Raw genomic sequence first — 24,867 nt, 5'->3', positions numbered from 1 at the left:
AGTCGATGCTGGGATGACGGCAGGGCGACCGATGCCCACACAGGACGACGTGCTCGGGTACTTCAACACGCTGTCGAACTGGGGACGGTGGGGCGACGAAGACGAGCTCGGAACTCTGAACCACATCACCGACGACGTCCGGCTGGCGGCGGCGCGGGCCGTGCGCCACGGCAGGAGCGTGTCCTGCGCATGGGAGGTTGCCGTACCGGAAGACATGGAGCGGTCGACGACGACGTGCCCGTGCGCCGCCGACATGCCGGGTGCCGAGAACATGCCGGTGCCCGGCTTCCACGCCGACCGGCGCTGGGGCTTTTCGTCCGAGCGGCTCGGCATCACGTTCCACGGCAACACCCTCACCCACGTCGACTCGCCGTGCCACATCTTCTGGGACGGCACGATGTACAACGGGCGGTCGCACTCGTTGGTCGACGCCGCAACGGGATCGGCGTGGGCGGCCGTCACGGCGGCGGCGAACGGGATCATCACGCGTGGTGTTTTGCTGGACATTGCGAGGGCCCGCGATGTGCCGTGGTTGGAACCGGGGCAGGGTGTGTTTCCCGACGATCTCGAGGAGGCCGAGCGTCGCCAGGGTGTACGGGTGCGATCCGGCGATGCGGTACTCCTGCGGACCGGCTATGGCCGCGTCCGGCACGAGGCCGGTGAGGCCAGCGGTTTCACGCAGGCCGGCTGGCACGCGTCCTGCCTGCCGTGGCTACATGAACGCGACGTCGCGCTGATCGGCGCTGACACCCCCCAGGACGTTCAGCCGTCGGGGTACGAAGACGTGTTGATGCCGGTTCACGCCGTGAGTCTCGTCGCGATGGGTCTGTGGCTGCTCGACAACTGCGACCTGGAGGTGTGCGCGACAACGGCTGCCGAGCTCGGCCAGTGGGACTTCCACCTCGCAGTCGCGCCGGTCCGCTTCGCCGGTACGTCCGGCAGCCCGGTCAACCCGATCGCCACATTCTGACCGCGGTTCACGAGGGGGTGCGGTGCCATGAACGGCCCGACCCGCACCTGGAACGCGGTCGTGGTCGGTGAGGACACGCCGTGCTGGTCGGGAACCAGGCGGCACGAGCGTCTCAAGGCGTGCGCGGCGCAGGCCACGGGCGAGGTGCTGCCGCCACGATTCCTTCGCGAACCTCGGCAGGGCCAGCACCAACTGACCGAACACCGCGTTCCCCGCTCACGGCCTGTTCAAACCCGAGCACCCGGTAGGCATGGATCAGGACATCCACCAGATAGCGGTACGGGAGGTGCAGACCTGGCTCAAGAAAGTCGCGAAGACATGCCAGTGCTGCGCTCAGGGAAAGGGCTGGGACAAGCCGTGGACCACGCATGGCGAACCATCCTGCGAGGGCTGCCGCGACCACCACGACATCAACCTCGTCATCGACAAGCAGCTCCAGCGGGTACGCGGCCCCCCTCCCGCTGCGACCATCTGCGTCACCGCACTGCGGCACCGCCACAGGCAACAGGAGACCGCGAAGGAGGAAGCCGGCGACGCCTGGCACGACACCGGCATGATCTTCACGACCCGCTACGGGCTCCCGGTCGAGCCCGCAACTTCAACCGCTCCTACGACAGCCGCATCGCCCGCGCCGGCATCCGGAAGATCACCGTCCACGACGCCCGAAGCACCTGCGGTTCCCTGCTGGTCGACCTGGACGTGCGTCCACGGATCGCGATGGCGATCCTCAGACACGCGGACTTCTCGATCACGATGGAGATCTACAGCCAGGTTTCATCCAAGGCCACCCGCGAAGCCCTGCGGAAGCTCGGCGAGAGCCTCGATCAATGAGGGTTCCTGTACTTCGCTGCTGTACAAGATCAGAAAGGCCATCCGGAAGATCCCGAATGGCCTCTGACCTGGGTCGGGACGGCCAGATTCGAACCGACGAGCCCTTGATCCCCAGTAGTCCGGTGGCCCAGCGGCATGCTCACGGCACGTTTGCCCAGGTCGCCTCGCAAGCGTCCCGAGGCTAAGCGATGCTTGCGAGCGGAAAGCTCAGGGACATCGGGCTGGTCACCGCCACCGGGTTCCGGTGGCGCGTACGTAGTTCCGCCACACGTACCGCCACGGGGTGACGGCGAGGATGACGACAACCAGGGAGCAACTGACCACGGTCTCGGTCGTGGCCGCGTCGAGGTCACCGGTGATGGCTTGGGGGAGGGCGACCAGTGCGAGCCAGAAGAGCTTCCAGAGCGACTCGAAGAGCAGCACGGGAAGCAGCTTGACCGGGTAGCGCAGGCCGAGGAACGCCAAGAGGGACATGGCGGTCAACATGCAGAGCGTCACGCCCTCGTAGAGCGGCAGGGTGGCGACGTCGGGCAGGAGCGGCCACTTCACCAGGGCGAGTCCGACACCCATCAGGAGGTAGCCGGCGCGCATCAGGTGCAGGCGGGTCAGCGACAGATCGGGATGGATGGCGGGTGCGGCGGCAGTGATGGTAGCCATGGAATTCACTCCTGGTCGAGGCGGGATGGTGGCGGTCGCGCCGGAGTACGTGATCGGGGCGTGGGTCAGCCCCGTCGCGTGGACCCGGGCGGTCTATTGGTGTTGCTGTTCCTGGGAATCGGGGTCGCGCGCGGCGTCGATGGACGTGAGGGAGATGAAGGTAACGCCGAGGTCGCGGACCTTGGTGAGCAGGCCGTGCAGCTCGGCCTGGTCCCCACGGCAGCGCGAAGTGTGGTGGTGCCGTCGTCCTCGCGGGTGAGGGCGAGGCCGCCGAACCAGGTCACCGGTGGTCGACCTGGCCGTCCATCCCCGGATCGCGATGGCGATCCTGAGACACGCGGGCTTTCGATCACGATGGAGATCTACAGCCAGGTCTCGTCCAAGGCTACCCGCCAAGTCCTGCGGAAAATCGGCCGAGAGCCTGGATCAATGAGCCGTTGCTGTACTTCGCTGTCGTACAAGATCAGAAAGGGCCACCCGGAGAATCCCGGATGGCCTCTGACCTGCGTCGGGACGGCCGGATTCGAACCGACGACCCCTTGACCCCCAGTAGTTGAAGGCCCCAGCGGCGTGCTCAAGCATGTTCTCCCAGGTCGCCCACCAGCATACTCAGCCGAGTGAAGTAATCCATTGCCCCACCCCTCAGCCAGGACCATCCCGCCGCCGTTGGGGTTTGTGTCGGTGGCGATCGATACCGTAACCCCACATGCGGATCCGAACGAACCCGAGATCATCTTCGGTGTGTAGCGATAAGGCGCATAGCTTGATCTTTAACCTGTGCGTCGCGGGCCGCTGCCATGCTGGCGTCATCCGGATGACTGACCACCACGCCTGAACCGTGACTCAACCACGAGCGTTGATAGGTCGTCTGCCGAAGTTGACGAGACGGCAGTTGATCGACGGAATCCGGTGGCGGACCAGGGTAGGTTCGCCGTGGCGGGACGTCCCCGTCCGGTATGGGCCGTGGCAGACATGCCGCCGGCCTTAGCGCGCGGCGCCGCCCGGTCGATCTGGGCCGGTCCCGGAGCGCCGGTGACCGACGCGTGGAGCCCGTATCACCGGGGAGTTGCCAGACGCCGGGCGGAAATCCCGCGCCGCACCGGCCACCATATCGTCGGGATCGCGGCCGAGGGCCCGCCGGATGTGCGGCGGGATGACCTCGGATGTTGCCATCGCCAGTCGGACCTGCACCGAACGATCGTCAACCAGGCGTTCCAGGTCCGCCTCGTCCAGCTCGACCGCGCGGACCAGCGCGGCACGGACGTCGACCACGGGGTCCTGGGCAAGCGCGCTGCGCTGCTCGGCGGTGGTCCGCGGGTTGCGGGCGACCCCCTTGCGTACGCGTGCGGTGCGATCGGCCATCAGAGCGGTGATCACGTCGGGGTCGTGGGTGTGGGTGGCGAGTCGTTCCCGTACCTCGGGTGAGACGTCGTCGATCAGCCTGGCGGCCAGATCGGACTCCAACTCCCGCATCTCCGCGAGGAGGCCACGAAGCTCCTTGTCGGGCGCCTCTGACATCACCCGACGAACCGACTCGTCGCAAGCCGGGTTGCCGGCGACCGCCCAGCGGACCCACCGGTCGGCGTCTTTGACGAGACGCAAGAGATTGCCGACCGAGGTCGAAGGGTTCCTCGCCACGGCCTCCCGGACCTGACGATCATGGTCCCGGGTCAGCGGTCGCAGTGCCTGCGCGGGTGCGTCGGTCCGGGCCGCGACCGCCTTACGGACCACGGCCGACGCGTCGGACGCCAAGTCGAAGAGGGTCATCTGTGGCGTTGCGGGGTCCTGCGCGAGGGCGAGCCGCGCGTCGGCGCTCCCACCGGTCGCACGGTGGGCGGTGGTACCTGACCCGCTGTGACGGTCGGGCCCGCCGACGTCCTGCTGCTTCCCCATGGGCGCAATCATGTCACGGGCTGACTGGGGCAGCGCGAGCCTGACCAGCGCGTTGACGATGGTCGAAGCGTTACCTCGCGGATGCGCCCTTCGGTATGTCAACAGTGACTTAAGTAGGCTGTCCGCAGCGCGGGGTTGTCGGACCCGCAGGGGTCAAGGGATCCGCCGAGTCAAGGGATCCACGAGCACCAAGCACACAAACGCCTTGACCAAATCAATCAAGAAAAGAGGGTTTCCACAGGCTCTGACCTGCGGAAACCCTCCCTCTGTCGGGACGGCCGGATTCGAACCGACGACCCCTTGTTACCAAACGTAGCCACCCGGGCCTTGTCATCGACCCTCAGAAATGGGCGCTGAGCTGCACAGACACGATCAAGCAATGATTGCTTCTTGTCGCTGGTTGTCAACGGCAGGCGGGGGTTTTCGGGGGGTAAACGGGGGCAGGCCGACAGGACCTCGCCAGGTCCCACCGCGCCCCGCTCCCCCGCCATCGGGACCTCCCGTCACCACGAGAACGACGTGCTCCTACCTGTCGCTACCCGCCTACAGCAGGCATGGGGGTTCGTGTCGGTGGGGACCTCAACCATGAATCCATGATCGTCGTTCATGAGGAACTACAGCTGATTCCCAAATGACGGCAGCAGTCGGTTGCTGGCGCCCGTTGCTTGCGCGGCGGGGCAAGAGAACGACCGGGGGCGGGGCTGCTGCCGCCCGCTCGCCCCTGGCCGGCGCCTCCTCCGCCTCGCCGCCGCCGCCCGGCTCACCGTCGCCATCGCCGCCGGGCACCGCCGCGGTCAGGTCGTCTCCTTATTTACGCAGCGCAGCCTCTACCAGCCAATGGATCGGAGATCGGCGCGGTAGCGGGAAGCCCTGACGCGTGCCGCTGCGGGACTGCAGCACCATGAAGCGCGGCCGAAGTGGCTTCTCAGGCGACGGCAGTGGCCATCCGGCATACCGCCTCGGTGATCAACTCCGGCGCGGTGGCCAAATTCAGCCGGACGTGGCCGCCGCCGGTGCCAAGGGCCGAACCGGAGTTGAGCGCCACCCGGCCACGTCGAGGAACAGGGTGGCGGGGTCGTCGCCGAGGCCCAGGGCGCGGCAGTCGAGCCAGGCGAGATAGGTGGCCTGACCGGGGTGGTAACGGGTGCGGCAGGTGCTCGGCGAGCAGCGCGGCGAGGAGCCGACGGTTGTCGTCCAGGCCGGTCAACAAGGCGTCGAGCCACTCGCCGCCGTCGCGGAAGGCTGCGGTGTGGGCGATCACGCCGAGGTGGCTGGTGCTGACGCTTACCTCGAACGGAACGCGGGCGAGGTCTCCGGCCGCGGCCGGGCCGGCAATGAGAAGCGCACCGCGCAGGCCCGCCAGGTTCCACCCCTTGGAGGCGGACATCAGCGACAGGCCGTTCTCCGCGCCGGGCACGAGAGGTACGGCACGAACCGCGCTCCCCCACCCACCACCGGAGCGTGGATCTCGTCGGCGACCACCCGCACCCCATGCCGCTCAGCCAGCCTGGCGACGGCGGCCAACTCGTCCGCGGTGTGCACGACGCCGGTCGGGTTGTGCGGGCTGCACAGCAGGTACGCCGCTGGCAGCCCACCGGACCGAGCCTGCCGGAACGCGTCCTCCAGTGTGCCGAGGTCGATCCGCAGGTCCTCGCCGAGCGGCGCCTCCACGATCCGGCGGCCGGCGTGCGCCACGAACTCATAGAACGGCGGGTAGACCGGGCAGTTGACGACCACCGCGCCCCCGGTTCAGTGACCAGCCGCAACGCCTCGACGATGCCGTGCATCACGTCGGGCACCAGCGCGGTGCGCTCCACGGCCAGCCCGTCCCAACCCCACCGCCGCCGGGCGAACTCTGCCAGCGCCTGCGGGTACGCCGTGCCGGCGGTGTAGCCGGTGTCGCCGCGCGCGACGGCGTCGGTGATCGCCCGCGCGACCGGCTCGGCCAGCGGCACGTCCATCTCCGCCACCCAGAGCGGCAGCACGTCGTCGGGGTACTCCCGCCACTTGAGGCTCGTCCGTTGACGGAGCTGGTCGATCGTGAGCTGGCGAAGAGGATTCACCGCGTTTCGGGCACCACTAGGCACGCCACTCACGGCTGAAGCCTATTCCGCTCCGTCCGGCCTGCGCCGACCTCGGAGTACTCAGCAACGGCACCGCCTGGTCGTGGGTCAGCGACGATCTCCCTCGCCGTACAGGGCAGTCCCGACCATGGCATCCAGCCCGGAGCGGACGGCAAACCTCGTCCCGGCGCGAACCGCGACGGGACGAGCGCTTGGTTCACCGTCAGCGGCCGTATGTCTCCAGCAACCGCAGCCAAACCTCGCTGACGGTCGGGTATGCCGGAACCGCGTGCCACAGCCGGTCGAGCGGGACCTCGCCGACGATGGCGATCGTGGCGGCGTGGATCAGTTCCGCGACGTCCGGGCCGGCGAGGGTGAAGCCGACGATCACCTTCCGGTCCTCGTCGACGACCATGCGGGCGTGTCCCTTGTAGCCATCAGCGTGCAGGGAAGATCCGGCAACGGCGCCCAAGTCGTAGTCCACGACCCGGATCCGCGGTCCGGCCGCCGCGGCCGCGGCCGCGGTCAGCCCCACCGACGCGATCTCCGGGTCGGTGAAGACCACCTGCGGCACCGCCCGCTCATCGGCCGTCGCCGCGTGCCGGCCCCACCGGCCGTCCTCGACCTTCTCACCCTTCGCCCGGGCCACGATCACGTCACCCACCGCGCGCGCCTGATACTTGCCCTGATGGGTCAGCAGCACCCGCCGGTTCACGTCACCTGCGGCATATAGCCACTCCCCGCCGCCGACGACGCGCAAAGTGTCGTCGACCGCCAGCCAGGCACCCGGCGCCAGCCCAATGCTCTCCAGTCCGATGTCCTGTGTGTTCGGCGTCCGGCCGATCGCCACCAGGACCTCGTCGGCCTCCACCCGCTCGCCGTCGGCGGTCTCGAGGTGGACGGTCCCGCTGTCGTCGCGGTTGACGGAAACAGCCTCCGCGCCGAGGCGTACCGAAACACCGGCCTCGCGCAACGACTCCGTGACCAACTCGCCGGCGAACGGCTCCACCGACGGCAGCACACTGTCACGGGCCAGCACCGTCACCGAAGACCCCAGAGCGGCGAACGCGGTCGCCATCTCGGTCGCCACCACGCCACCACCGATCACCACGAGCCGGCGGGGAACCGACCCGGACGAGGCGGCCTCGCGGCTGGACCACGGCGCCGCCTCCCGCAGACCCGGGATATCCGGCAGCAGAGCGCTGCTTCCGGTCGTGACGACCACCGCGTGCCGCGCGGTCAACCTCGTCGTGACACCGTCGACGCCGGTCACCTCGACGACCCGGGCCGAACGGATCCGCCCCTGGCCGCGGTACAGCGCGATCCCAGCCGACTCGAGCCAGGACACCTGCCCGTCGTCCTTCCAATGCGACGCGAAGGAGTCCCGGCGTCCGAGCACCGCCGCGGCATCCAGGTTTCCCGTCACCGCCTCCCGCGCACCCGGCAACTGGCGAGCCGCCCGCAACGCGGACGCGCTGCGCAGCAACGCCTTGGTCGGCATACAGGCCCAGTACGAGCACTCCCCGCCGACCAACTCCCGTTCGACAATGGCGGCGGTCAGGCCGCCCTGCACGACCCGGTCGGCGACGTTCTCCCCGACCGGACCCGCACCGATCACGACGACGTCGCACTCGATGTTGGTCATGTCAGTTGCCCTTCGCGCTGCGCCTGAGGCGGATGGCGGCGATGAGGAAGAAGATGGCGCCTGGGATGGCGTAGCCAGCCGCGTTGGTCAGCGACGCGTTGTCCGCGGAAGCACCGGCGATGAAGGACCCACCAGCCAGAACCGAGATGCCGCCACTGATGATCATCGGCCACTGGCCGCCCATCTTGCGACGAGTGACACCCACGATCAGCTGGACCAGACCGGCCACGATCGCCCAGGCGCCCCACACCCGCAGGACAGCGGGGATGCCGGACGCGCAGGCGACACCCACGCCGACCGCGGTGATCAGGCTGACCGCGATGTTCACGCACAGCAGGGTCGGCGAGCCGGTGGTCCGCGACGTACGAAGGTCGTAGATGGCGGCGCCCACGTCGAACAGCGGGTAGAGCACGAAGAGCACCACTGTGAGCGGGCCGATTTCCTTGGCGGTCGCGATCGTCACCAGTGCCCACACGATGGCGAACGCGAATCGGGTGAAGTACAGCCGCCGTAGTGCGGAAGCGGTCTGGGAGATACCGGGTGAAGCAGCAAGGGTGGTCACGGTGACCCTTCCAGTGGAGGCGTGAGGAGATGGAACGTTCTGTTCACGTTCAGCATGGCAACCTCAACTCACGTTGTCAAGACCGAACGTTCTATCCCCTATTCTGAGCGGGGCTGCCGGACCTGAGTCCGCTCGCGCACCTCAGACCGAACGTTCTATCCGCTAGGCTGGTTGGATGACGCGCGGTGAACCCGACACCCGGCCCTCCGAGGCGCGACTCCGGCTCCTCACCACGGCAACCAGGATCTTCTACGCGGAAGGCATCCACTCCGTCGGCGTTGACCGGATCATCGCCGAGGCGAAAGTGACCCGGGCCACCTTCTACCGGCACTTCCCCAGCAAGGAAGACCTCATTCTGGCCTACCTGCGTGAAGTCCATCAGATGGATCGCGGCATGGTCGACGCGGCCATCGCCACCAACCCGTCGCCGGTCGACTCCCTGCTGGCCATTGCTGGCTCCATCGCTGAGAACGTCCAGTCCCCCGGGTTCCGCGGATGCGCCTTCCTGAACGCCGCGGCCGAGTATTCCGACACCGACCATCCCGTGCACCAGGAGATCATCGCCCACCGGCAATGGTTCCTGGACACGCTCACCATGCTGATGACGCAGGTCCACGAGGAAACGGCGGATCCCGCCGCGCGCCACTTCGTCATGCTCCGCGACGGCGCCATGGCAGCCGGATGCCTTTTCAACCCGGCCTTGGTGTCCGAGACCTTCCTCCGCGGGATCGAAGGACTCCTCCGGATCAATACCGAGAGCCAGTCGACGGAGTCCGCCCGCTAGTCCGGGTTCTCGGGTCTGGTCGCTGTGCACGGCCGCGCGTGGTCACGCCTCGGAGTCGCGATCGCGGGATGCCTCCCGCCCGATCGGCGAGGCGGAAACCTCCAGCGGACGTCCCCGGCTCCGCAGCGCGTCGAGTAGCGCGACCAGGGCCAGCACTCCGGCCACCACGCTCAGCCCGACCATCGGCGCCCAGCGGGCCAACGCCGGCGTGAACAGCAGCAGGGCCACCACGCCGATCATCCGGGATCGGGAAACCCGGCCGAAGATCTCGTACTCCAGCCGCACACGGGCGACGAGGAAGAGCACCGGTCCGCCTACCACGAACAGAAGCCAACTGGGCTGCGGCGACCCGTACGGATGATCGATCACCAGCTCGTAGCCGACCGCGGTGACGAGCACGCTGAGCACGATCAACGCATGCGTCCGTTCCAACGCCGTGCCCAGCCGGCCGGGCATACCCGCCCGACCCAACGCTTCGGTCAGCAGCAGACCGGCGCGGTGGAAGTAGATCCGCCAGAGGAGCGCGCTGGTGGCGAACGCGACCCCGAAGGCGGCTGCCCGTTTCGCGGAGTAGTCCGTGCCACTGAAAACCGTGCCGATGACAAAAATCGACTCACCGAGTGCGATAAGGAACATCTGCTGGTGACGGTCGGCCAGATGCTCCCCGGTGATCCGCCAGCGGCCCACCGCCGCAGCCCCGAGCCGCGGCAGCGGCCAGCCCAGGCCCCAGGCGAGGTAGTCGACAGCGAGGGCGGCAGCCCACAGCGGCAGGCGAAGCCGGTCCGGGCCCAACGCGCCGGCCAGCCAGAGTGGCGCGCTCGCCGCAGCCCATGCGGCAAGCCGGAACGGCACCAGCCGTCGTGGATGGCCACGCAGCGCGGCGGCGACCACCAGCGGCCGCACCACCATCACCATCAAGTACGCGACCGCGAACGGCAGCGCCCGCTCCTCCATTGCGCGTGGCAGCGTCACCGCCATCACCAGGGCGGCGAACATGGTGCCGACCACGACGGCCTGAATGATCGACCGCTCTGGTTCGTAGCGACTGGTGATCCAGGTGGTGTGCGACCAAATCAGCCAGAGCGCCAAGAAGAGCAGCAGGGTACGACCGAACCCTGCGACGAGCGCCCATCCAGTGTCATTGCTCAGGTCGGCGAATCGTTGCGAGACCCGGGTGAGGGCCACAACGAAGGCCAGATCGAAGAAGAGCTCCAGGAACGTGGCGCGGCCCGAACTCGTGGGAGGGCGCAGCAGGTCGGCACCGCGTCCCGCCGCCATCGTCCGCCTCCGTCCGCCCCTTGTCGCACCAACGAATCGGCCGCCGGAGGGTTGCGTCAGCCTTTGACGGCGTCCCCCTTACCCCCGCAGCAATGACACCTGGCCAACCACTGCGGGAACTGCGCGAGCGTGGTCTGACCGTCGACCTGCTGAGGCTGCACCAACAAGCCAAGGCCGGCCCGGTCGCCACAAACGTCCCTACGGTGGCGAACTACATGACGTACTGGCTGGGCGAAATCGTGGAGCCGAACCTCGCACCGCTCACCTATGCCACCTACGAAACCCTGAGCCGCCTCTACATCCTTCCCGGCCTCGGCGCCAAGCGGCTCGACGGCCGGCTGTCCGTACGGGAGGTGCACCCCGGACACCTCAACCCCGCCCAAATTCGAAGAGCCCGCAAGGCCCGGCGGGTGAGGACCTTCGGCCCTGCGCGGAGGCGCCTCCGGAACGAAAAGGTGGAAGGCAGACGGGCCCCGCAACCAGGGCCTGGAAACGGTGAGTCGGAGGTGGCCGCGATGCGTGGCATTCGCAAGGGTGTTGTGGTTCTAGGAACGGTCCTGGTCGGCCTGCTGGCCGTCCCTGCGGCGGCCTCTGCCGACATGGGCAGCACCGGCGCGGACTTCGGCGGACACGTGGCGACCTGCACGCAGGACATGGGCTTCGACGGGCAGCACAACCCGGGCATGCACCAGGGGTACGCCAACTGGGACATGACCCACATGGGCTGACCCGCCCTGACGACGACGGCGCCGCGGCCATCTGGCCGTGGCGCCGTCGTCGTATTCCTACCGCCACTGTCACACGCCGCCTGCCGATGTTCGCACAGGCATCGTGGCGGCAACGGCTGGCGGCGGCGTGAGCAGCAGTGCATGCGGGTCTGGGTTCGGCCAGTTGTCCACAACTACAGACGACCACGGAACAGCAATGCCTGCCTACTGATGACCACTGTGGGCTTCAATCCCCTGGCAGCGGCCAGTGTTGCGAAGACGATCACGTTGTCCCTCAACCCCGCTCAACTTCGAAAAGCCGGCATAAGGGCGAACTCCAGGCCGGCGAACTGCTGCTGCACGCCGGCGACGTTTTCAGCGTCCTCTGGATAGCTGGCCTGGTGCCCGACCCGGGCCGCGACCGAGAGTCCGCCCATCGGAGCCCGCTCGTCCAGACGAATTCCTACGCCCACTGGCTGATGTTCGTCTGGGTGGTCGCCACCGCAGCCGGCATCGAGCGGGTCATGACCCATCCCCTGGAGCGACCGGACGCCGCCTCGCTCGTAGTGCAACGTCGGCTGCGCCACCAACAGCCGAACCCTCACCGCAGCGCCAGTCTCCCACGCGCCGACGCTCCGGCGGGTCACGGCCGACGCCGCGTCGGCGCTCGCGGGGGCCTCATCACTCGACGTCGATCACGATTTTGCCAGTGCTGGTGCCGCTTTCCACGGCGGCGTGGGCGTCGGCCACGGTGGCCAGGGTGAACGGCCGGGGATCGAGGAGCGGCTTCAGCGCTCCCGCGTCAGCCAGGGCGCCGGCCTCGCGCAGGATCTCTCCGTGGTGCTCGCGTCCCTGGCCAGTCAGCATCGGCAGCAGAGTGAAGACCCCGGAGTAGCTGGCACCACGGAACGACAGCGGCGCGAGGCTGTGGGTACCCCAGCCCAGAGCGCTGACGACGTGCCCGGTGTAGGTGCGGACGGCGGTGAACGACAGGTCGAGGTTGGCACCGCCGATGGTGTCGAAGACCACGTCGAAGCCCTCGCCTCCGGTGTGCTCGGCAACGTAGTCCTCCACCGCCCTGGTGGTGTAGTCGATCGGAGTCGCGCCGATGCCAGCGATGGCCGCCAGGCTTCGGGTTGATCCGGTGGCGAAGACCTCAGCACCCCGGGCGCGGGCGATCTGGATGGCGACCTGTCCGACGCCGCCGGCGCCCCCGTGGACCAGTACCTTTTGGCCCACTGTCACCCGGGCTCGGTCCACCAGCCCTTCCCACGCCGTGATGACGGCCAGCGGCAGAGCCGCCGCCTCGCGCAGACTCAGCGACCCGGGCTTGCGGGCGAGCAGCCGGGCGTCCACGGCCGCGTACTCGGCGAGCGACCCCTGGAGATCACCGACGCCGCCGGTCAGTCCGTACACTTCGTCACCGGGAGTGAAAGCTGTTACCCCCGGCCCAACCTCCGCCACGACACCAGCCAGGTCCAGACCGAGTATGGCCGGCGGATGGTTCCGGGCGTGGGCGGCCTTTCCCGCCCGGATCTTGGTATCCAGCGGGTTGACACCGCTCGCCGTGACCCGGACCAGTACCTGTCCGCCGCCCGGTACCGGTTTCTCGATCTCCTCCAGTACCAGCGGGCCGCCGAATTCCTTGAGCAGTACCGCGCGCATGTCGCTCCCTCGGTCTTCCAGTTCCTGATTCGGTTCAGCTACGGATGCGTTCACGGCCAGGCGGCGTGCTGGGCAACGAGCGACCGGGCGCCACCCTTCGCCTCGTCCACCACCGCCCGGTCCTGCAACAGCCGGCCCGAGGTCAACGCGCCGTCGATCAAAAGCCCGATCTGCGGGGCGAGTGCGACCCGGTCGCCCGCGCCGGCCTCCGTAGCCAACTCCGTGAGCCACGCGTGCCGGCGCTCGGTATGACGCACGGTGATCGCACGGGCCTCCGAGTCCAACGGTGCCTCGACCGCCGCGCTGACGAAGGGACAACCGAAGAAACCGTGCCGGTCGAGAGCGTCCAGGAGCGCGTCGAAGAGCCCGACCAGCTGAGCCGCGGGTCGCTGCACCCAACGGGGCCGAAGAAGGACCGGCGAATGTGTGTCGATGGATGCGGCAAGCTCCGGCGTGGCGAGCCCCACCATCGCGGGGCGCGCCGCCGGAAAACCGAAACGACAGGCCCAGCGCGCTCACCTCAGCCTCGGTACGCCGCTGGGCATGGATCGACAGCCATCCGAAGGGCATTGGTCGTGGCGACGGTGGTCGCCCGATGGCGCTATCTGGACCGATCGCGCCAGAAACGGCTCGCGCTGGTGCCTAGCATCACCGTAGACATTAACCGTAACTTGGGGCGAGAGTCCTACAAATCTGGCATGAGCCGGCCCACTTGACCGTCTTGCCTTGCTGGATTCTTTGGCGATCGTTCAAGATAGAGCTAGTGTGTGGGCATGGCACGTACTCGGGAGTTCGACCTCGACGCTGCGGTGGACGCCGCCATGGAGGTTTTCCGGCGCAAAGGCTACGAAGGCGCCTCCATGCGGGACCTGGCCGAGGCGACCGGGCTGGGCAGCGGCTCGCTCTACGCCGCGTTCGGCAGTAAGGACGGCCTCTACCTGGCCGCGCTCGACCGCTACCGGCAGCGCTATGCCGCACCACTGGCCGACATGCTGCGCGCGGGCAGCGATGCCCGTGAGGTCATCCGCGAGGTGTTCATCGGGGTGATCGACGACATCGTCGGCGACGGTCGACGCCTCGCCTGCCTGATTGTCGGCGCCTCGATGGAGCGGGCGCAGCATGACCTGCGGGTCGCCGAGCGGCTCCGCTCGACCACCCAGTCCCTCGAACTCGCGCTCTACGACCTGCTTGCCGAGGGGCAGCTGCGTGGCCAGATCCCGGCTAACCGCAGCCCCGGCGATCTGGCCGGCTTCCTGGTGACCAGCCTTCAAGGCCTGCGCGTGATGGGTGCCATTAACCCCGACCGTGCCGCGTTGATGCGGTCCGCCGAGGTCGCCCTCAGCTGCCTGACCTGACCTGACCTGACCGCCGTCCGGACGGCCGGCTCGTCCCTGATCACCCTCACATCAACAGAAGACATGGATATGACATTCATCGGAGTAGGCATCATCGGCGCGAGCACCAGCGGCTGGGCGTCCATCGCGCACGTGCCTGCCATCGCCGCGTCGCCCGAGTTCGAGCTACGAGCGGTCAGCACGTCCCGGCCCAGCACGGCGGAGGTCGCGGCGGCGCGGTACGGCGTACCCGCCTTTCACGACCACCGCGATCTGATCGCCCACCCCGGCGTCGACCTGGTGGTGGTCGCCGTGAAGGTCACCGAGCACCTGCGGCTCATCTCGGCGGCGCTGGAGGCGGGCAAGATGGTCTACAGCGAGTGGCCGCTGGGCAACGGCCTGACCGAGGCCCAGCAGCTCGCCGACCAGGCGGCAGAGGCGGGCGTCCGGACGGTGGTCGGGCTCCAGGGCCGCTACGCGTCCGAGGTCCGGTTCGCCCGGGATCTGGTCCGGGACGGGTACGTCGGCAGGGTGCTCGGCACCACCATGGTCGGTTCCGGGATGGTCTGGGGCGGGGAGGTCGCCGACCACGGCCATGCGTACTGGTTCGACAATGCCAACGGCGCGACCCCGCTGACCTCGGCGACCCTGCACGCGCTCGATCCGCTGCACTTCGTACTCGGTGAGTTCGACTCGGTCGCGGCGAACCTCGTCGTCGGCCGGAAGCAGGCGACCGTCGCCGTCGACGGCAGCACCATCCCGTTCACCGTGCCCGACCAGGTCTCGCTGATCGGCACCCTCGACGGTGGCGCGGCCGCGTCGGTCTTCTACCGGGGCGGCGCGTCCCGGGGGGACAACTTCCGGTGGGAGATCAATGGCACCGACGGTGACCTTGTGCTGACCGCCGACTGGGGCAACATGCAGGTTGCCGAGCTGAAGCTCGCCGGCGGTCAGGGCGCGGATCCCACGGTCCAGCCGTTGGAGGTGCCGACGTCCTACCTGGCCGGTGTCCCCGCCGAGCTGAGCCGGTCCGCCCCCGGCAGCGTCGCGCGGCTCTACCGGGAGTTCGCCCGGGACCTGGCCGACGGCGCCCGGACCGTACCCGACTTCGCCCACGCCCTGGGCCGGCACAAGCTCATCGACGCGATCGAGCGGGCCTCCGCCACGGGCGCGACCCAGTCCCTGGCCTGTCCCACCCCGAGGTAATCGGCGCGAACCCGCACCGGCCACCCTCTGATGATTTGGAGACGAGACGTGAAGGCGGTAGGACTCCTGCGGTACGGCGGACCCGAGGTACTGCGCGTGGTCGAACTGCCGACCCCGCACGCCGGCCCGGGCGAGGTGCGCATCCGGGTACGCGCGGCGGCGGTCAACCCGGCGGACACCCTGATCCGGGCCGGCGCCACACCGGTACGCCTGCACGGCACCGAGCCCCTCCTGCCCGGCCTGGATGTCGCCGGCACCATCGACGAGGTCGGCCCCCGCACCAGCGGTGACCTCGCCCCGGGCGACGAGGTGATGGCAATGATCAACCCCACCCGACCCGCCGGCGGCGGGTACGCCGAGTGGGTGGTGCTCCCGGAGTCCTGGATGGCGCCTGTGCCGGCCGGCTCCACGCCCGCCGAGGCGGCCACCCTCCCGATGAACGGGCTGACCGCCCTGCACGCCATGGACCAGCTGCGGCTGGCACCGGGCAGCACCCTCGCCGTCACCGGCGCGGCCGGCGCCGTCGGCGGGTACGCCGTGCAGCTGGCCAAGGCCGCCGGCCACCGGGTGCTGGCCGACGCCGCGCCGCACGACGCCGAAGTGGTCGCCGCGCTCGGCGCCGACGTGACGGTGACCCGCGGCCCCGGCGTCGCCGACCGCTTTCGGGCGCACGCCCCCGACGGCGTGGACGCGGCGGTCGACGCCGCACTGGTCGGCGCCGAGCTGGTGCCGGCGGTCCGTGACGGCGGCGCCGTGGCGTTGCTGCGCGGCGGCCCCGAGCCGGCTGACCTGGACCGGGCCGCCCGTCGGGACATCACCCTGGTGACGGCCTTCGTGCACGACTACGACGGGCGGCGCGACAAGCTGGACCTGCTCCGGCGCCTCGCCGAGGAGAAAGCCCTGACCCTTCGCGTCGCCGACCGGTTCCCACCGGAGCAGGCCGCCCACGCACACCGGCTGCTGGAAGCGGGCGGCGTACGGGGCCGCCTGATCATCGAGTTCTGAGGCCGAGCGCCCAAGCGTCGGACGACGCCGGGCGGCGACCGACACCCGGGGCCGCGAGCGCGAGATTGTGGCGGCTGCAAGCGCGGTGGCGCGCGCCGGCTTGACGCGCCTCGATGCGGTCACCCGATCAGTGCGCATCAATGGAATTCGCGAATCTCATCGTCGCCACCGCCGCGACCAGACCGGATGCAACCGGAGTCATGCGGACAGGGCGGTACGGAGGGGATGCTCGTCGGACGAGCAGCCACCGAGCAGCCAAACGCCCGCAAGGGACAAGCAACAAGAGAGCCTGACCCGCGCTTCCGGGGACTGTAAGACGTCTCGACCGGGCCGACGTCGGTCAGCACCGTCTTGGCCCGCTCAAGCCCCGGACGTCTCGGACATCCTTGAGCGACTCGGCGCCGACCGCGGGGGACGGCGGCGTCCCGCACCCACGGCACCCAACGACGCACATGGATGACAAACCTGGTTGCCGACCCTGGCAAATGAGGGGTTTTCGGGGGGCGGTTCAAAACCCCATAGACAAGCTTAAAGCCCTGACCAGCGTTTCCGCTGGTCAGGGCTTTACGTCTGTCGGGACGGCCGCACCCCCCACGGACCGTGACCCGCCGGCGGAGCCCAGGCCATCCTGGAGCCCGAGCGCCCCCGCCGGAGGCGCCCTAACCGCAACCCCACGACCACCGCCAGCTCGCCGACGCGGCCGGCGTGCGCTCCCCTACGCCGCGCGGGTCCTGGCCGCGCGGCCCGGCCGGCTGCCGGCCCACTACCTCACCCGTGAACGGCCTGTCGTTCTCCGGCGGCCCTCCGGGCTTCCCGCTTCCCGCGCCAGCCGCCGGCCGTTCGGCGTGGCCGGAGCGGAGCGGCAGCGGAGTGCAGGCCACGCGCCCAGGCGGCGGCGCGTGCGGCCCGTTCAGGGCCGCCTTGAAGACGTACAGAAACTTTGAACAACACGCCGGCAGCCGGCCTGTCCGACTCCGGTTGATGCGTTACACGGTGGCTTCACTTGATGCGTGACACTCCGCCGAGTGCTGGTGGAGATGAGCGTGACCGAACAGCGTTACAGAGCAGTGCTGGAGGTCCGGGCCGGGCTCCCGGTCATTGAGGTGGCCGACCGGTTCGGGATCTCCCGCCAGGCGGTGCACCGTTGCTGCGCTGGTATGCAGAGGAGGGCTTGGACGGGTTGCGGGACCGGTCCCACCGGCCCCAGGGGCATCCGGCCCAGACCCCGGCAGAGGTTGAGTCGGCGATCTGTGAGTTACGTCGGACGCATCCGCGATGGGGTCAACGACGGTTGCACTACGAGCTGGGCCGCCGTGGTTGTCCCGGCCCCGTTCCCTCTTTGACCACCATCTACCGTGTCCTCATCAGGCACGGGCTGATCGATCCAGTGCCGCGTCGTAGACGTCGCCAGGACTACCGACGGTGGCAACGTGAACGGCCGATGGAACTGTGGCAGATGGACATCGTGGGCGGCGTCATGCTCGCCAACGGCCGGGAGGCCAAGGTCGTCACCGGCGTCCACCAGACCCTGCAGCGCGAACTGCTCGACACCGTGCCGGCGTGGCCCGACATCGAGACCGTCCAAGCCGCTATCGACGCATTCCGGCACGAGTACAACACCGACCGGCCGCACCAATCCCTGGACATGGCCTTCCCGGCAGACCGGTTCACCGCCCGCCCCACCGATTCGCAGCTGCCGCTGCGGCTGCCGCCAACGCTGACCTCGGACGAGGCTCGGCCGGATGAGCCATCACCGGTCACGGTGCCGAAGCCTCGCCCGCCACTCGATCACCGACCGGCCACCGCTCCGCGGCTGCTCGTCTCGGCCAACGGCGTCGATCCGGTCAACCTCGCCGTCGAGATCACTCGGGTGGTCCCCGCCTCGGGCAACCTGGCTGTCTGCGGGCAGCAGTTCTGGCTGGGCCCAGCCCGGGCCGGACTCACGATCGGCCTATGGGTCGACACCACCGTCGTTCACCTACTCCTCGATGGGGTCCGTCTCAAGACCGTGCCCTCCCGGCTCGCCCCCGGCCACCTGCGTCAGCTCCTCGCCGACGGAGGCCGCCCGGCGGGGCCGCCCCCGGTCACCGCCGGGCCGGTAAAGCCCGGCGCTCCTATCGAGGTGGACCGCCTCGTCAACGCCACCGGACTAGTCAGCCTCGCCGGCCGGCAATACCCCATCGGCTACCACCTCGCCGGCCGGCGCATCACCATCCGCCTCGATCGTGGCGTCCTGCACATCCTCGACGCCGACCGAAGCCTGCTGCGCAGCCTGCCCAACCCGCTGACCCCGACCGAACAGGCCCGCGTCCGTGACGCCCGCCCCGCCGGACCACCACCGCCACCATCAACAGAACCACTACGGATCGAACGGCGGGTCAGCAGCCGCGGCGTCCTCGTCATCGCCGGACAGCGCATCCACGTCGGGATCGGCCACGCCGGCCGAACCGTCACCGTCGAAGACGCCGGCGACACCTTCCGCATCCACGACCGCGACCAGGTCCTCACCGAAGTCCCCCGCACGAGCACGAAGAACATCGCTAGATTCAAGGCCCGCAAACCCGAGCCCCCGCGACGGCGCCTCCCCCTCGGAAGTCCCCCATGAATGAAACCGGCCCCCGCGCTTCCCAGCTTGGCGACGAATCGGCGAAGAACGACCCTGATCCAGGTTCCCCGTCACGGCGCAGGCGTGTCGTCGCCAGAGTTCTCGTGGCCGCCGTGCTGCTGACGCTGACGGCAATGGCAGCCCGCACGACGCCCTTGCTGGGCTGCACTTTCCCCCCGGGTGACCAGGCCACAGCGGTGACGGCATACCGGAAGGACCCGGCATTCACGCTGACTCCGCCGAACGGGCGGCTGCTCAAGGAGGCATCCAAAACGCGTGCCTGTGACCACCGGGTACCTCAGAACCGGGAAGACTCGGCAGGGCCGGAGTTCGCAACCGTTTGGCGCCAATACAGCGTCGACCGCGGGTACACCGTGGACGAGCTCGTCGCCCTCGTCGGCCCGGACGTCGAGGCGGCGGGCTGGCATTACCAGGCGGGTGACGCCGGCTCCACCAACCTGCGGTACTGCAAGGTGATCAACGAGAGAACCGCGCGGCTGGACGTGACCAGCCTGGCCGACAGCACAGCCGACCACACCGCCACCTTCATCGTCCTCATCGACGGTCGCCCCGACAACGCCGACTGCTGAAGCTGCCCGCAAGCATTGGCACCTGCCGTGAACGTGTGAAACAAGACCAAACAGAGCCATGATCGTCTAGCCGGACGTGTAACGGATCAACTGAACGCCATCCGTAACGCATCAAGTGGAGCCCGACACGCCGGCAGCCGGCCTGTGTCCCGTCACGGGACATGCTTGACGCTCGCGTCCCACCAGATGCTTGACATGATCGCGCCGTCACCGGCCATGAGCGGACGGATGCCAGGCGCGGCTCTCCATGGACTACACGCAAACCCAGCAGTACAGACGGTGGTCTCGGTCGCGGGCCTGGCGTGCGAGCTGGGAGAACTCACGCAGGAACTCGGCCAGTACTTCTGGGTCGCCGTGGCCCCAGAACTCCTCTGTCTGAGACCACGGCACGGCAACCGCATCCAGCCGTTCGGGGGCTTGCTCGACCAGTGCCTGCTGTAGTTCGTCAGTGAGCGACAGGACCAGTCGCTCGCCTTCATCTCTGACGGCTACGTCCAGGCCGGAACGTGGGCGAGCGAAGATGACATCGGTGCTGACGCCGGTGAGTAGTTCTTCCAAGGTCCCCATCTGCACGACTGGGTCGATGCCCTTGACGGACAAGACATGCAGACCGTGCTCGGAGAATCGGACGCGCGGCCGCATGAGGCGGTGCATCGCCTCGTGATCACCAGCACGGATGGCCGCTTGTAGCTCGGGCGACAAGGGCTCGGCCCCACCTGGGCCGCCCTTGAGGTCGATCGTCGCGGCGGCATGTTCATCCGATGCGGTCGCAAAGTAGTCGTGGAGGACTCCCACGCCAGGGATCATCCACCATCCGGCCACGTCTGCCACCGGGTGGCAAGCTGAGATCTTGGTCCGACAGATCAGTCTCGGGACCTGCGTGACACTTCCGGCTAACGGGGCGGTGACGGCGGTTCGGGTGGGCGTCCTCGGGCGCGGGCTGTATCGGATAGGGCGATCGCGGCCAGGACGAGAGCAGCGGCGATGGCGATCACCAGCCGCGGCGCTCGGATCATCGCCGGTGAGATGGCGGCGAGCACGAGGACACCGATCAGCCGGTTGCGGGACACGCGGGCGAAGACCGCGTACTCGAAGATGCCGCGCCCGGCCAGGAACAGCGCGGGTCCGCCGAGGATCATGGCGATCCAGATCGGCTCTGCGTGTCCGAACGGGTGGTCGAGGACGTGATCGACGCAGTTGGCGGTGATGACGATGCCGGCCACCATGATCGGGTGGGAGTAGGTCGCCGCGATGCTGAGGCGGAGCGGATTGGGGGCGGCTGCGATGGCTTCCTCCAGCAGCTGCCCAGCGCGGTAGATATAGATTCGCCACAACAGCACGGTGGTAGTGAAATACACCAAGGCTGCAACGCTGTGCTCGGCCCCGAAGCCACTGGTGCCGAACGCCAGACCCGTGACCAGGATCAACTCGCCGAGCGCAATGATGAAGAACTGCCGGAAGCGCTCGGCCAAGTGCTCGCCCAGGATCGCAAGCTCCGATCGCGAAAGGCGACCCAACCCCGGTGTGGGCAAGCGGAGTGCGGTCGCCGTGTAGTCGACGGCCACCGCCAGCGTCCACAGCGCCAGACGCGCCGTATCGTGCGCGACGGCTCCCGCGATCCATGGCACGGCGGACACGCCGTACCAGAAGAATTGCCGCAGGAAGGCGCGCTGCGCCTGGTGGCCGCGCAGCAGGAGCACGAGGACGGCGCTGGCGCCAATCCGAATGGCGACGTACGCGCCCGCGAAGAATAGGCCTCGCTTGCCGAACGCCTCCGGCGTCGCGGCGGCCATCACCAGGATGCCAAGCATGGACGCGATGACCAGCAGCTGTATCGGCGGTCGTTGCGGATCGAACCTGTCGGTTGTCCCCGCAACGCGGGACCAGACCCACCACAGGGCCAGCAGCAACACCAGCGTCCGGAGGGTGCCGATCCACGTCAGATTCTGGAGCAGCCCCTGCGTGAGCCGGAAGAGCGCGAGGACGAACACCAGGTCGAAGAACAGTTCCAGGTACGTTGCCTGCTGCGGCTGCCCGGGTCTCCGCAGCAGCCCGCCTGCCCTACTCGTCGCCATAGGCTCGCCCGCTTCTGCCGTTATTGTCGTTCTTGAAGCAGTCGTACCATGCTGCGGCTGTGGTGGATGGGGATGTGCCGTGGCCTGGGTCGAGTGGCGGCGTGCTGCAGGCTGGGAAGTGTCAGCCAGGTCCTGATACCGATCCGTCACGTAGGTCCTGAGACCGGACACGCCGGCAGCCGGCCTGTCCTCCGCCGACTGATGCGCGACACTCGTCCGCCGGCTGATCTGCGACACCCAGCGCGCGGATCGCGGCAGATCCGCGCATCCGCTGCTAGGGACGTGCGGCGGCAGGCACCGGCTGCCTCTTCGGCCTGGTGGTCAATAGTGAGTGAGGATCTGCGCAACTGGGTGGCCGAGGAGATCGGCTACCCTGGCGAGTTCCTCTGTATCGAGTTCGTATTGCGCTCGAGTCGGGTTCATGGCGCTCACCTCGAACCGCGCGAAACCGATGGGCCAGTCGTAGTGCAGGCTGTTCAGCGGTACGACGGCACCGCAGCAGGGCACTGTCACGTCCAGGTGGTCGAAGCTCAGGCTGCCATTTCCCCTGACCAGGTCGCCGAGCCAGTCCAGACCGATATCCCGACCGCAGCGCGAGCACGCGATCTGGCTGGTGTTCTCGCCGGCGTCGATGAGGGTCATCCGGTCGTAGAACTCGTATTCCACCTCCTCGACAGCGTCGCCGGGGCCCGAGTACAAGCTCGCCACGTAGGCAACGGCGGCGGCCGCGTCGTGGGTGGGCTGCCAGTCCGGGTTCGTCGGGATCAGGCGGATGTACAAGTCGCTCACAATGCTCAGCATGCCTGGTGCCGTGCTCAGCATGCCGGGTGCCGTCGATGCATGATCAGTCGAGCAGCCGCTTGCTCTGCATGCTCATCCGCCATTTCTGGACTCCGCGCCGGCGTTGCCCGACCAAACACGCCTGCAGCACGGCGCGCCCGACCAGCGGCAGAAGCGGACGTCAGCCTCGATCATTCGAGGCGGCAGATACTCGGCAGCTCAGCTGGCGGGCGTCGGCGTCCGTGGAGCCAGCCGACCCTTCGAAGGTTTCATGGCGCTGTCAGGCCGGAACCGTGCGAGGGCCTAGGTAGCTGGTGTTAAACGATGGCCGCTGCCGGCGTGGCGGTCATCGTTTTCCATCTATTTATAGTAGTTTGCTGGTATGGCGTTGGGTGTGGCGTCGCAGCAGCTCGATCTTCTCGATCCGGTCAGCCGGTTCTGCGGGGATGCGCTCCCGGCTAACTCGATCTTCGTGTTCCTGCACGAGCATCGTGACCGGTTGTTCCCGGACAGCTTGTTCACCGACCTGTTCGCGAAGGTCGGTCGCCGGTCGGTGCCGCCGTCGGTGGTGGCGGCGGTGATGGTGCTGCAACGGCTGGAAGGGTTGTCCGACCGGGAAGCGGTCGACCGGTTCATGTTCGACGCGCGGTGGCGTTTCGCGGCCGGAGTGGGCGGCTGGGACGGCGCCGGCCGGGTTGGGTTCGCCCACACCGTGCTGGTGGACATGCGGGAACGGTTGCGCCGCTCGCAGCAGCCGGACCGGATCTTCGAGGTGGCGTTGGACGCCGCCCGCACGGCGGGGCTGCTGGGCCGGCGGAGGGTGCTGGATTCCACGCCGTTGTATGACGCGGTCGCGACGATGGACACGATCACGCTGATCCGTTCGGCGATCCGTGGCCTGCTCCGCGTGGCCGGACCCGACCTGGCCGCCTCGCTGCGGGCGGTCTTGTCCGCCGGTGACGACTACACCAGTTCGGCCAAGCCGGTCGTGGACTGGGACGATCAGAGCGCCCGGGAAGCGTTGATCGATTCCCAGGCCCGCGACGGACACGGCCTGCTGGCCGCCCTCGACGGGCGTGACGACCTGCCCGAGCCGGTCATCCAGGCCACGCAGCTGCTGGCCACGGTGCTCGGCCAGGACCTTGAGGCCGGCGCCGACGGGGTGCTGCGCATCGCCCGCAAGGTCGCCCCGGACCGGGTGATCTCCACCGTCGACCCGCAGGCCAGGCATGGACACAAGACCAGCCACCGCGGCTTCGACGGCTACAAAGGCCACATCGCCGTCGACCCCGACGCCGAGATCATCACCGCGACCGCGGTCACCGCCGGCAACGTCGGCGACGCCGAGCCCGCCGCCGACCTCATCACCGACCTCACCGAGGACACCCAGCCCGCCGAGGACACCGCAGCTGTCTACGGCGACGCCGCCTACGGCGCCGGCGAGATCCTCGACCACCTGCACACCCACGGCATCGACGCCAAGACCAAGGTCCAGCCACCGAACGCGCCCGCCGGGAAGTTCACCAAGGACCGCTTCGACATCGACCTGCGCCGCCAGCAGGTCACCTGCCCGGGCGGCGTCACGATCCCGATCCGCCCGGTCAAGGGCCACGACCGCAACGCCGGCAGAGCCGACTTCGCCGCCGCCTGCACCACCTGCCCCCTACGCGCGCAGTGCACCGACTCCAAGACCGGCCGCAGCATCACCATCGGCCACCACGAAGCCCGCCTCACCGCCGCCCGCACCCGCCAACAGGACCCCGCCTGGCAGGCCGACTACCGCGCCACCCGACCCAAAGTCGAACGCAAACTCGCCCACCTCATGCGCCGACGCCACGGCGGACGACGCGCCCGCATGCGCGGCCGGCACCGCATCGCCGCGGACTTCACCCTCCTCGCCGGCGCCGTCAACCTCGCCCGACTCGCCACCCTCGGCGTCCACCACACCACCGGCCGCGGCTGGGCCCTCAACCCCGCCTGAGGACCACCGGCCCCGGCTGGCCCCACCCGGCAAACGTTCTGCAGGGCCTGCATCGCCGCCTCAGCAACGGTTTCAGCACCCGAAACTCTCGAACCAGCGCACCGAACCGGCACCACCCACGCGATAACGGCAGTCAACCCGGATCCGGTCAACCGCCGTTTAACACCAGCTACCTAGGGCGTGTGTCGAAGTCGGCGGTGGTGGGGCGATGAGATTCCGGCGCGTCGGTGATCGAT

18 protein-coding genes and 5 pseudogenes are annotated in these 24,867 nt (G+C 68.7%); 11 read left to right on the top strand and 12 right to left on the bottom strand.

From position 1 onward, the window contains the following. Nucleotides 1-31 precede the first annotated feature (31 nt). On the top strand, nucleotides 32-970 hold the full coding sequence (locus tag ACFOYX_RS01400) for a cyclase family protein (RefSeq protein WP_322442123.1): 939 nt from the start codon (nucleotides 32-34) through the stop codon (nucleotides 968-970). 343 nt (nucleotides 971-1,313) lie between these two features. Further along, nucleotides 1,314-1,801 (top strand): annotated as a pseudogene (locus ACFOYX_RS01395) (tyrosine-type recombinase/integrase); the annotation flags it as partial. Nucleotides 1,802-2,026: 225 nt separating this feature from the next. On the opposite strand, the gene ACFOYX_RS01390 reads toward ACFOYX_RS01395, so the two are convergent. Continuing rightward, nucleotides 2,027-2,458: a hypothetical protein gene (locus ACFOYX_RS01390; RefSeq protein WP_200216679.1), complete on the bottom strand. Its 432-nt coding sequence runs from the start codon at nucleotides 2,456-2,458 to the stop codon at nucleotides 2,027-2,029. A gap of 838 nt (nucleotides 2,459-3,296) precedes the next feature. Here ACFOYX_RS01390 and ACFOYX_RS01385 point away from each other — a divergent pair. Further along, nucleotides 3,297-3,431: pseudogene (locus tag ACFOYX_RS01385) on the top strand (transposase); the annotation flags it as partial. Nucleotides 3,432-3,442: 11 nt separating this feature from the next. Here ACFOYX_RS01385 and ACFOYX_RS01380 read toward each other — a convergent pair. The 4 genes and pseudogenes from ACFOYX_RS01380 to ACFOYX_RS01365 all read right to left on the bottom strand — a co-directional run bounded on the left by ACFOYX_RS01380 (nucleotide 3,443) and on the right by ACFOYX_RS01365 (nucleotide 8,621). After that, complete coding sequence (locus ACFOYX_RS01380) at nucleotides 3,443-4,351, bottom strand: hypothetical protein (protein ID WP_322475125.1); 909 nt, start codon at nucleotides 4,349-4,351, stop codon at nucleotides 3,443-3,445. A 925-nt stretch (nucleotides 4,352-5,276) separates the two neighbouring features. After that, a pseudogene (locus ACFOYX_RS01375) lies at nucleotides 5,277-6,447 on the bottom strand (MalY/PatB family protein). A 190-nt stretch (nucleotides 6,448-6,637) separates the two neighbouring features. Continuing rightward, nucleotides 6,638-8,059, bottom strand: a complete 1,422-nt coding sequence (locus ACFOYX_RS01370) for an NAD(P)/FAD-dependent oxidoreductase (protein ID WP_322442998.1) — start codon at nucleotides 8,057-8,059, stop codon at nucleotides 6,638-6,640. A 1-nt stretch (nucleotide 8,060) separates the two neighbouring features. Beyond that, nucleotides 8,061-8,621, bottom strand: a complete 561-nt coding sequence (locus ACFOYX_RS01365) for a hypothetical protein (RefSeq protein ID WP_322442999.1) — start codon at nucleotides 8,619-8,621, stop codon at nucleotides 8,061-8,063. Nucleotides 8,622-8,796: 175 nt separating this feature from the next. On the opposite strand from ACFOYX_RS01365, the gene ACFOYX_RS01360 reads away from it, so the two are divergent. Further along, nucleotides 8,797-9,405: a TetR/AcrR family transcriptional regulator gene (locus tag ACFOYX_RS01360; RefSeq protein WP_322443000.1), complete on the top strand. Its 609-nt coding sequence runs from the start codon at nucleotides 8,797-8,799 to the stop codon at nucleotides 9,403-9,405. A 42-nt stretch (nucleotides 9,406-9,447) separates the two neighbouring features. On the opposite strand, the gene ACFOYX_RS01355 is transcribed toward ACFOYX_RS01360, so the two are convergent. Then, nucleotides 9,448-10,683 carry a low temperature requirement protein A gene (locus ACFOYX_RS01355; protein ID WP_322443001.1) on the bottom strand — a complete coding sequence of 412 codons (1,236 nt, stop codon included), beginning with the start codon at nucleotides 10,681-10,683 and terminating at the stop codon, nucleotides 9,448-9,450. 149 nt (nucleotides 10,684-10,832) lie between these two features. Here ACFOYX_RS01355 and ACFOYX_RS01350 point away from each other — a divergent pair. Continuing rightward, nucleotides 10,833-11,039: pseudogene (locus tag ACFOYX_RS01350) on the top strand (site-specific integrase); the annotation flags it as partial. A gap of 656 nt (nucleotides 11,040-11,695) precedes the next feature. Here the strand turns inward: ACFOYX_RS01350 and ACFOYX_RS01345 are convergent. The 3 genes from ACFOYX_RS01345 to ACFOYX_RS01335 form a co-directional block, all read right to left on the bottom strand. Further along, nucleotides 11,696-11,827 carry a hypothetical protein gene (locus ACFOYX_RS01345; protein WP_377533761.1) on the bottom strand — a complete coding sequence of 44 codons (132 nt, stop codon included), beginning with the start codon at nucleotides 11,825-11,827 and terminating at the stop codon, nucleotides 11,696-11,698. Between the two features lie 244 nt (nucleotides 11,828-12,071). Then, a complete protein-coding gene (locus ACFOYX_RS01340; protein ID WP_322443003.1) occupies nucleotides 12,072-13,055 on the bottom strand; it encodes a zinc-dependent alcohol dehydrogenase family protein in 984 nt (327 codons plus the stop codon). 50 nt (nucleotides 13,056-13,105) lie between these two features. Beyond that, the gene (locus ACFOYX_RS01335) at nucleotides 13,106-13,525 is read right to left on the bottom strand and encodes a hypothetical protein (RefSeq protein WP_377533760.1); all 420 of its coding nucleotides are present in this window, start codon (nucleotides 13,523-13,525) and stop codon (nucleotides 13,106-13,108) included. Between the two features lie 303 nt (nucleotides 13,526-13,828). Between ACFOYX_RS01335 and ACFOYX_RS01330 the strand changes: the two genes are divergently transcribed. The 5 genes and pseudogenes from ACFOYX_RS01330 to ACFOYX_RS01310 all read left to right on the top strand — a co-directional run bounded on the left by ACFOYX_RS01330 (nucleotide 13,829) and on the right by ACFOYX_RS01310 (nucleotide 19,795). Continuing rightward, complete coding sequence (locus ACFOYX_RS01330; protein ID WP_322443005.1) at nucleotides 13,829-14,410, top strand: helix-turn-helix domain-containing protein; 582 nt, start codon at nucleotides 13,829-13,831, stop codon at nucleotides 14,408-14,410. Nucleotides 14,411-14,479: 69 nt separating this feature from the next. Further along, nucleotides 14,480-15,595: a Gfo/Idh/MocA family oxidoreductase gene (locus tag ACFOYX_RS01325; RefSeq protein WP_322443006.1), complete on the top strand. Its 1,116-nt coding sequence runs from the start codon at nucleotides 14,480-14,482 to the stop codon at nucleotides 15,593-15,595. Nucleotides 15,596-15,643: 48 nt separating this feature from the next. After that, nucleotides 15,644-16,600: an NADP-dependent oxidoreductase gene (locus tag ACFOYX_RS01320; protein WP_322443007.1), complete on the top strand. Its 957-nt coding sequence runs from the start codon at nucleotides 15,644-15,646 to the stop codon at nucleotides 16,598-16,600. Between the two features lie 1,037 nt (nucleotides 16,601-17,637). Continuing rightward, nucleotides 17,638-19,205 (top strand): annotated as a pseudogene (locus ACFOYX_RS01315) (helix-turn-helix domain-containing protein). Between the two features lie 113 nt (nucleotides 19,206-19,318). Then, nucleotides 19,319-19,795, top strand: a complete 477-nt coding sequence (locus ACFOYX_RS01310; protein WP_322443008.1) for a hypothetical protein — start codon at nucleotides 19,319-19,321, stop codon at nucleotides 19,793-19,795. Between the two features lie 252 nt (nucleotides 19,796-20,047). Here the strand turns inward: ACFOYX_RS01310 and ACFOYX_RS01305 are convergent, their stop codons facing one another. The 3 genes from ACFOYX_RS01305 to ACFOYX_RS01295 form a co-directional block, all read right to left on the bottom strand. Continuing rightward, on the bottom strand, nucleotides 20,048-20,626 hold the full coding sequence (locus ACFOYX_RS01305; protein WP_322443009.1) for a hypothetical protein: 579 nt from the start codon (nucleotides 20,624-20,626) through the stop codon (nucleotides 20,048-20,050). 62 nt (nucleotides 20,627-20,688) lie between these two features. After that, nucleotides 20,689-21,870, bottom strand: coding sequence for a low temperature requirement protein A (locus ACFOYX_RS01300; protein ID WP_322443010.1), 1,182 nt, complete (start codon nucleotides 21,868-21,870; stop codon nucleotides 20,689-20,691). 321 nt (nucleotides 21,871-22,191) lie between these two features. Beyond that, entirely contained in the window at nucleotides 22,192-22,671 is a 480-nt protein-coding gene (locus ACFOYX_RS01295) for a hypothetical protein (protein ID WP_322443011.1), read from the bottom strand. A gap of 361 nt (nucleotides 22,672-23,032) precedes the next feature. Between ACFOYX_RS01295 and ACFOYX_RS01290 the strand changes: the two genes are divergently transcribed. Then, entirely contained in the window at nucleotides 23,033-24,631 is a 1,599-nt protein-coding gene (locus tag ACFOYX_RS01290; protein ID WP_322443012.1) for an IS1182 family transposase, read from the top strand. Nucleotides 24,632-24,867: the final 236 nt, after the last annotated feature.

The organism is Micromonospora sp. GCM10011541 (assembly GCF_042650725.1).
Lineage (GTDB): Bacteria > Actinomycetota > Actinomycetes > Mycobacteriales > Micromonosporaceae > Micromonospora > Micromonospora sicca.
This window is presented reverse-complemented; position numbering and strand designations above follow the sequence as displayed.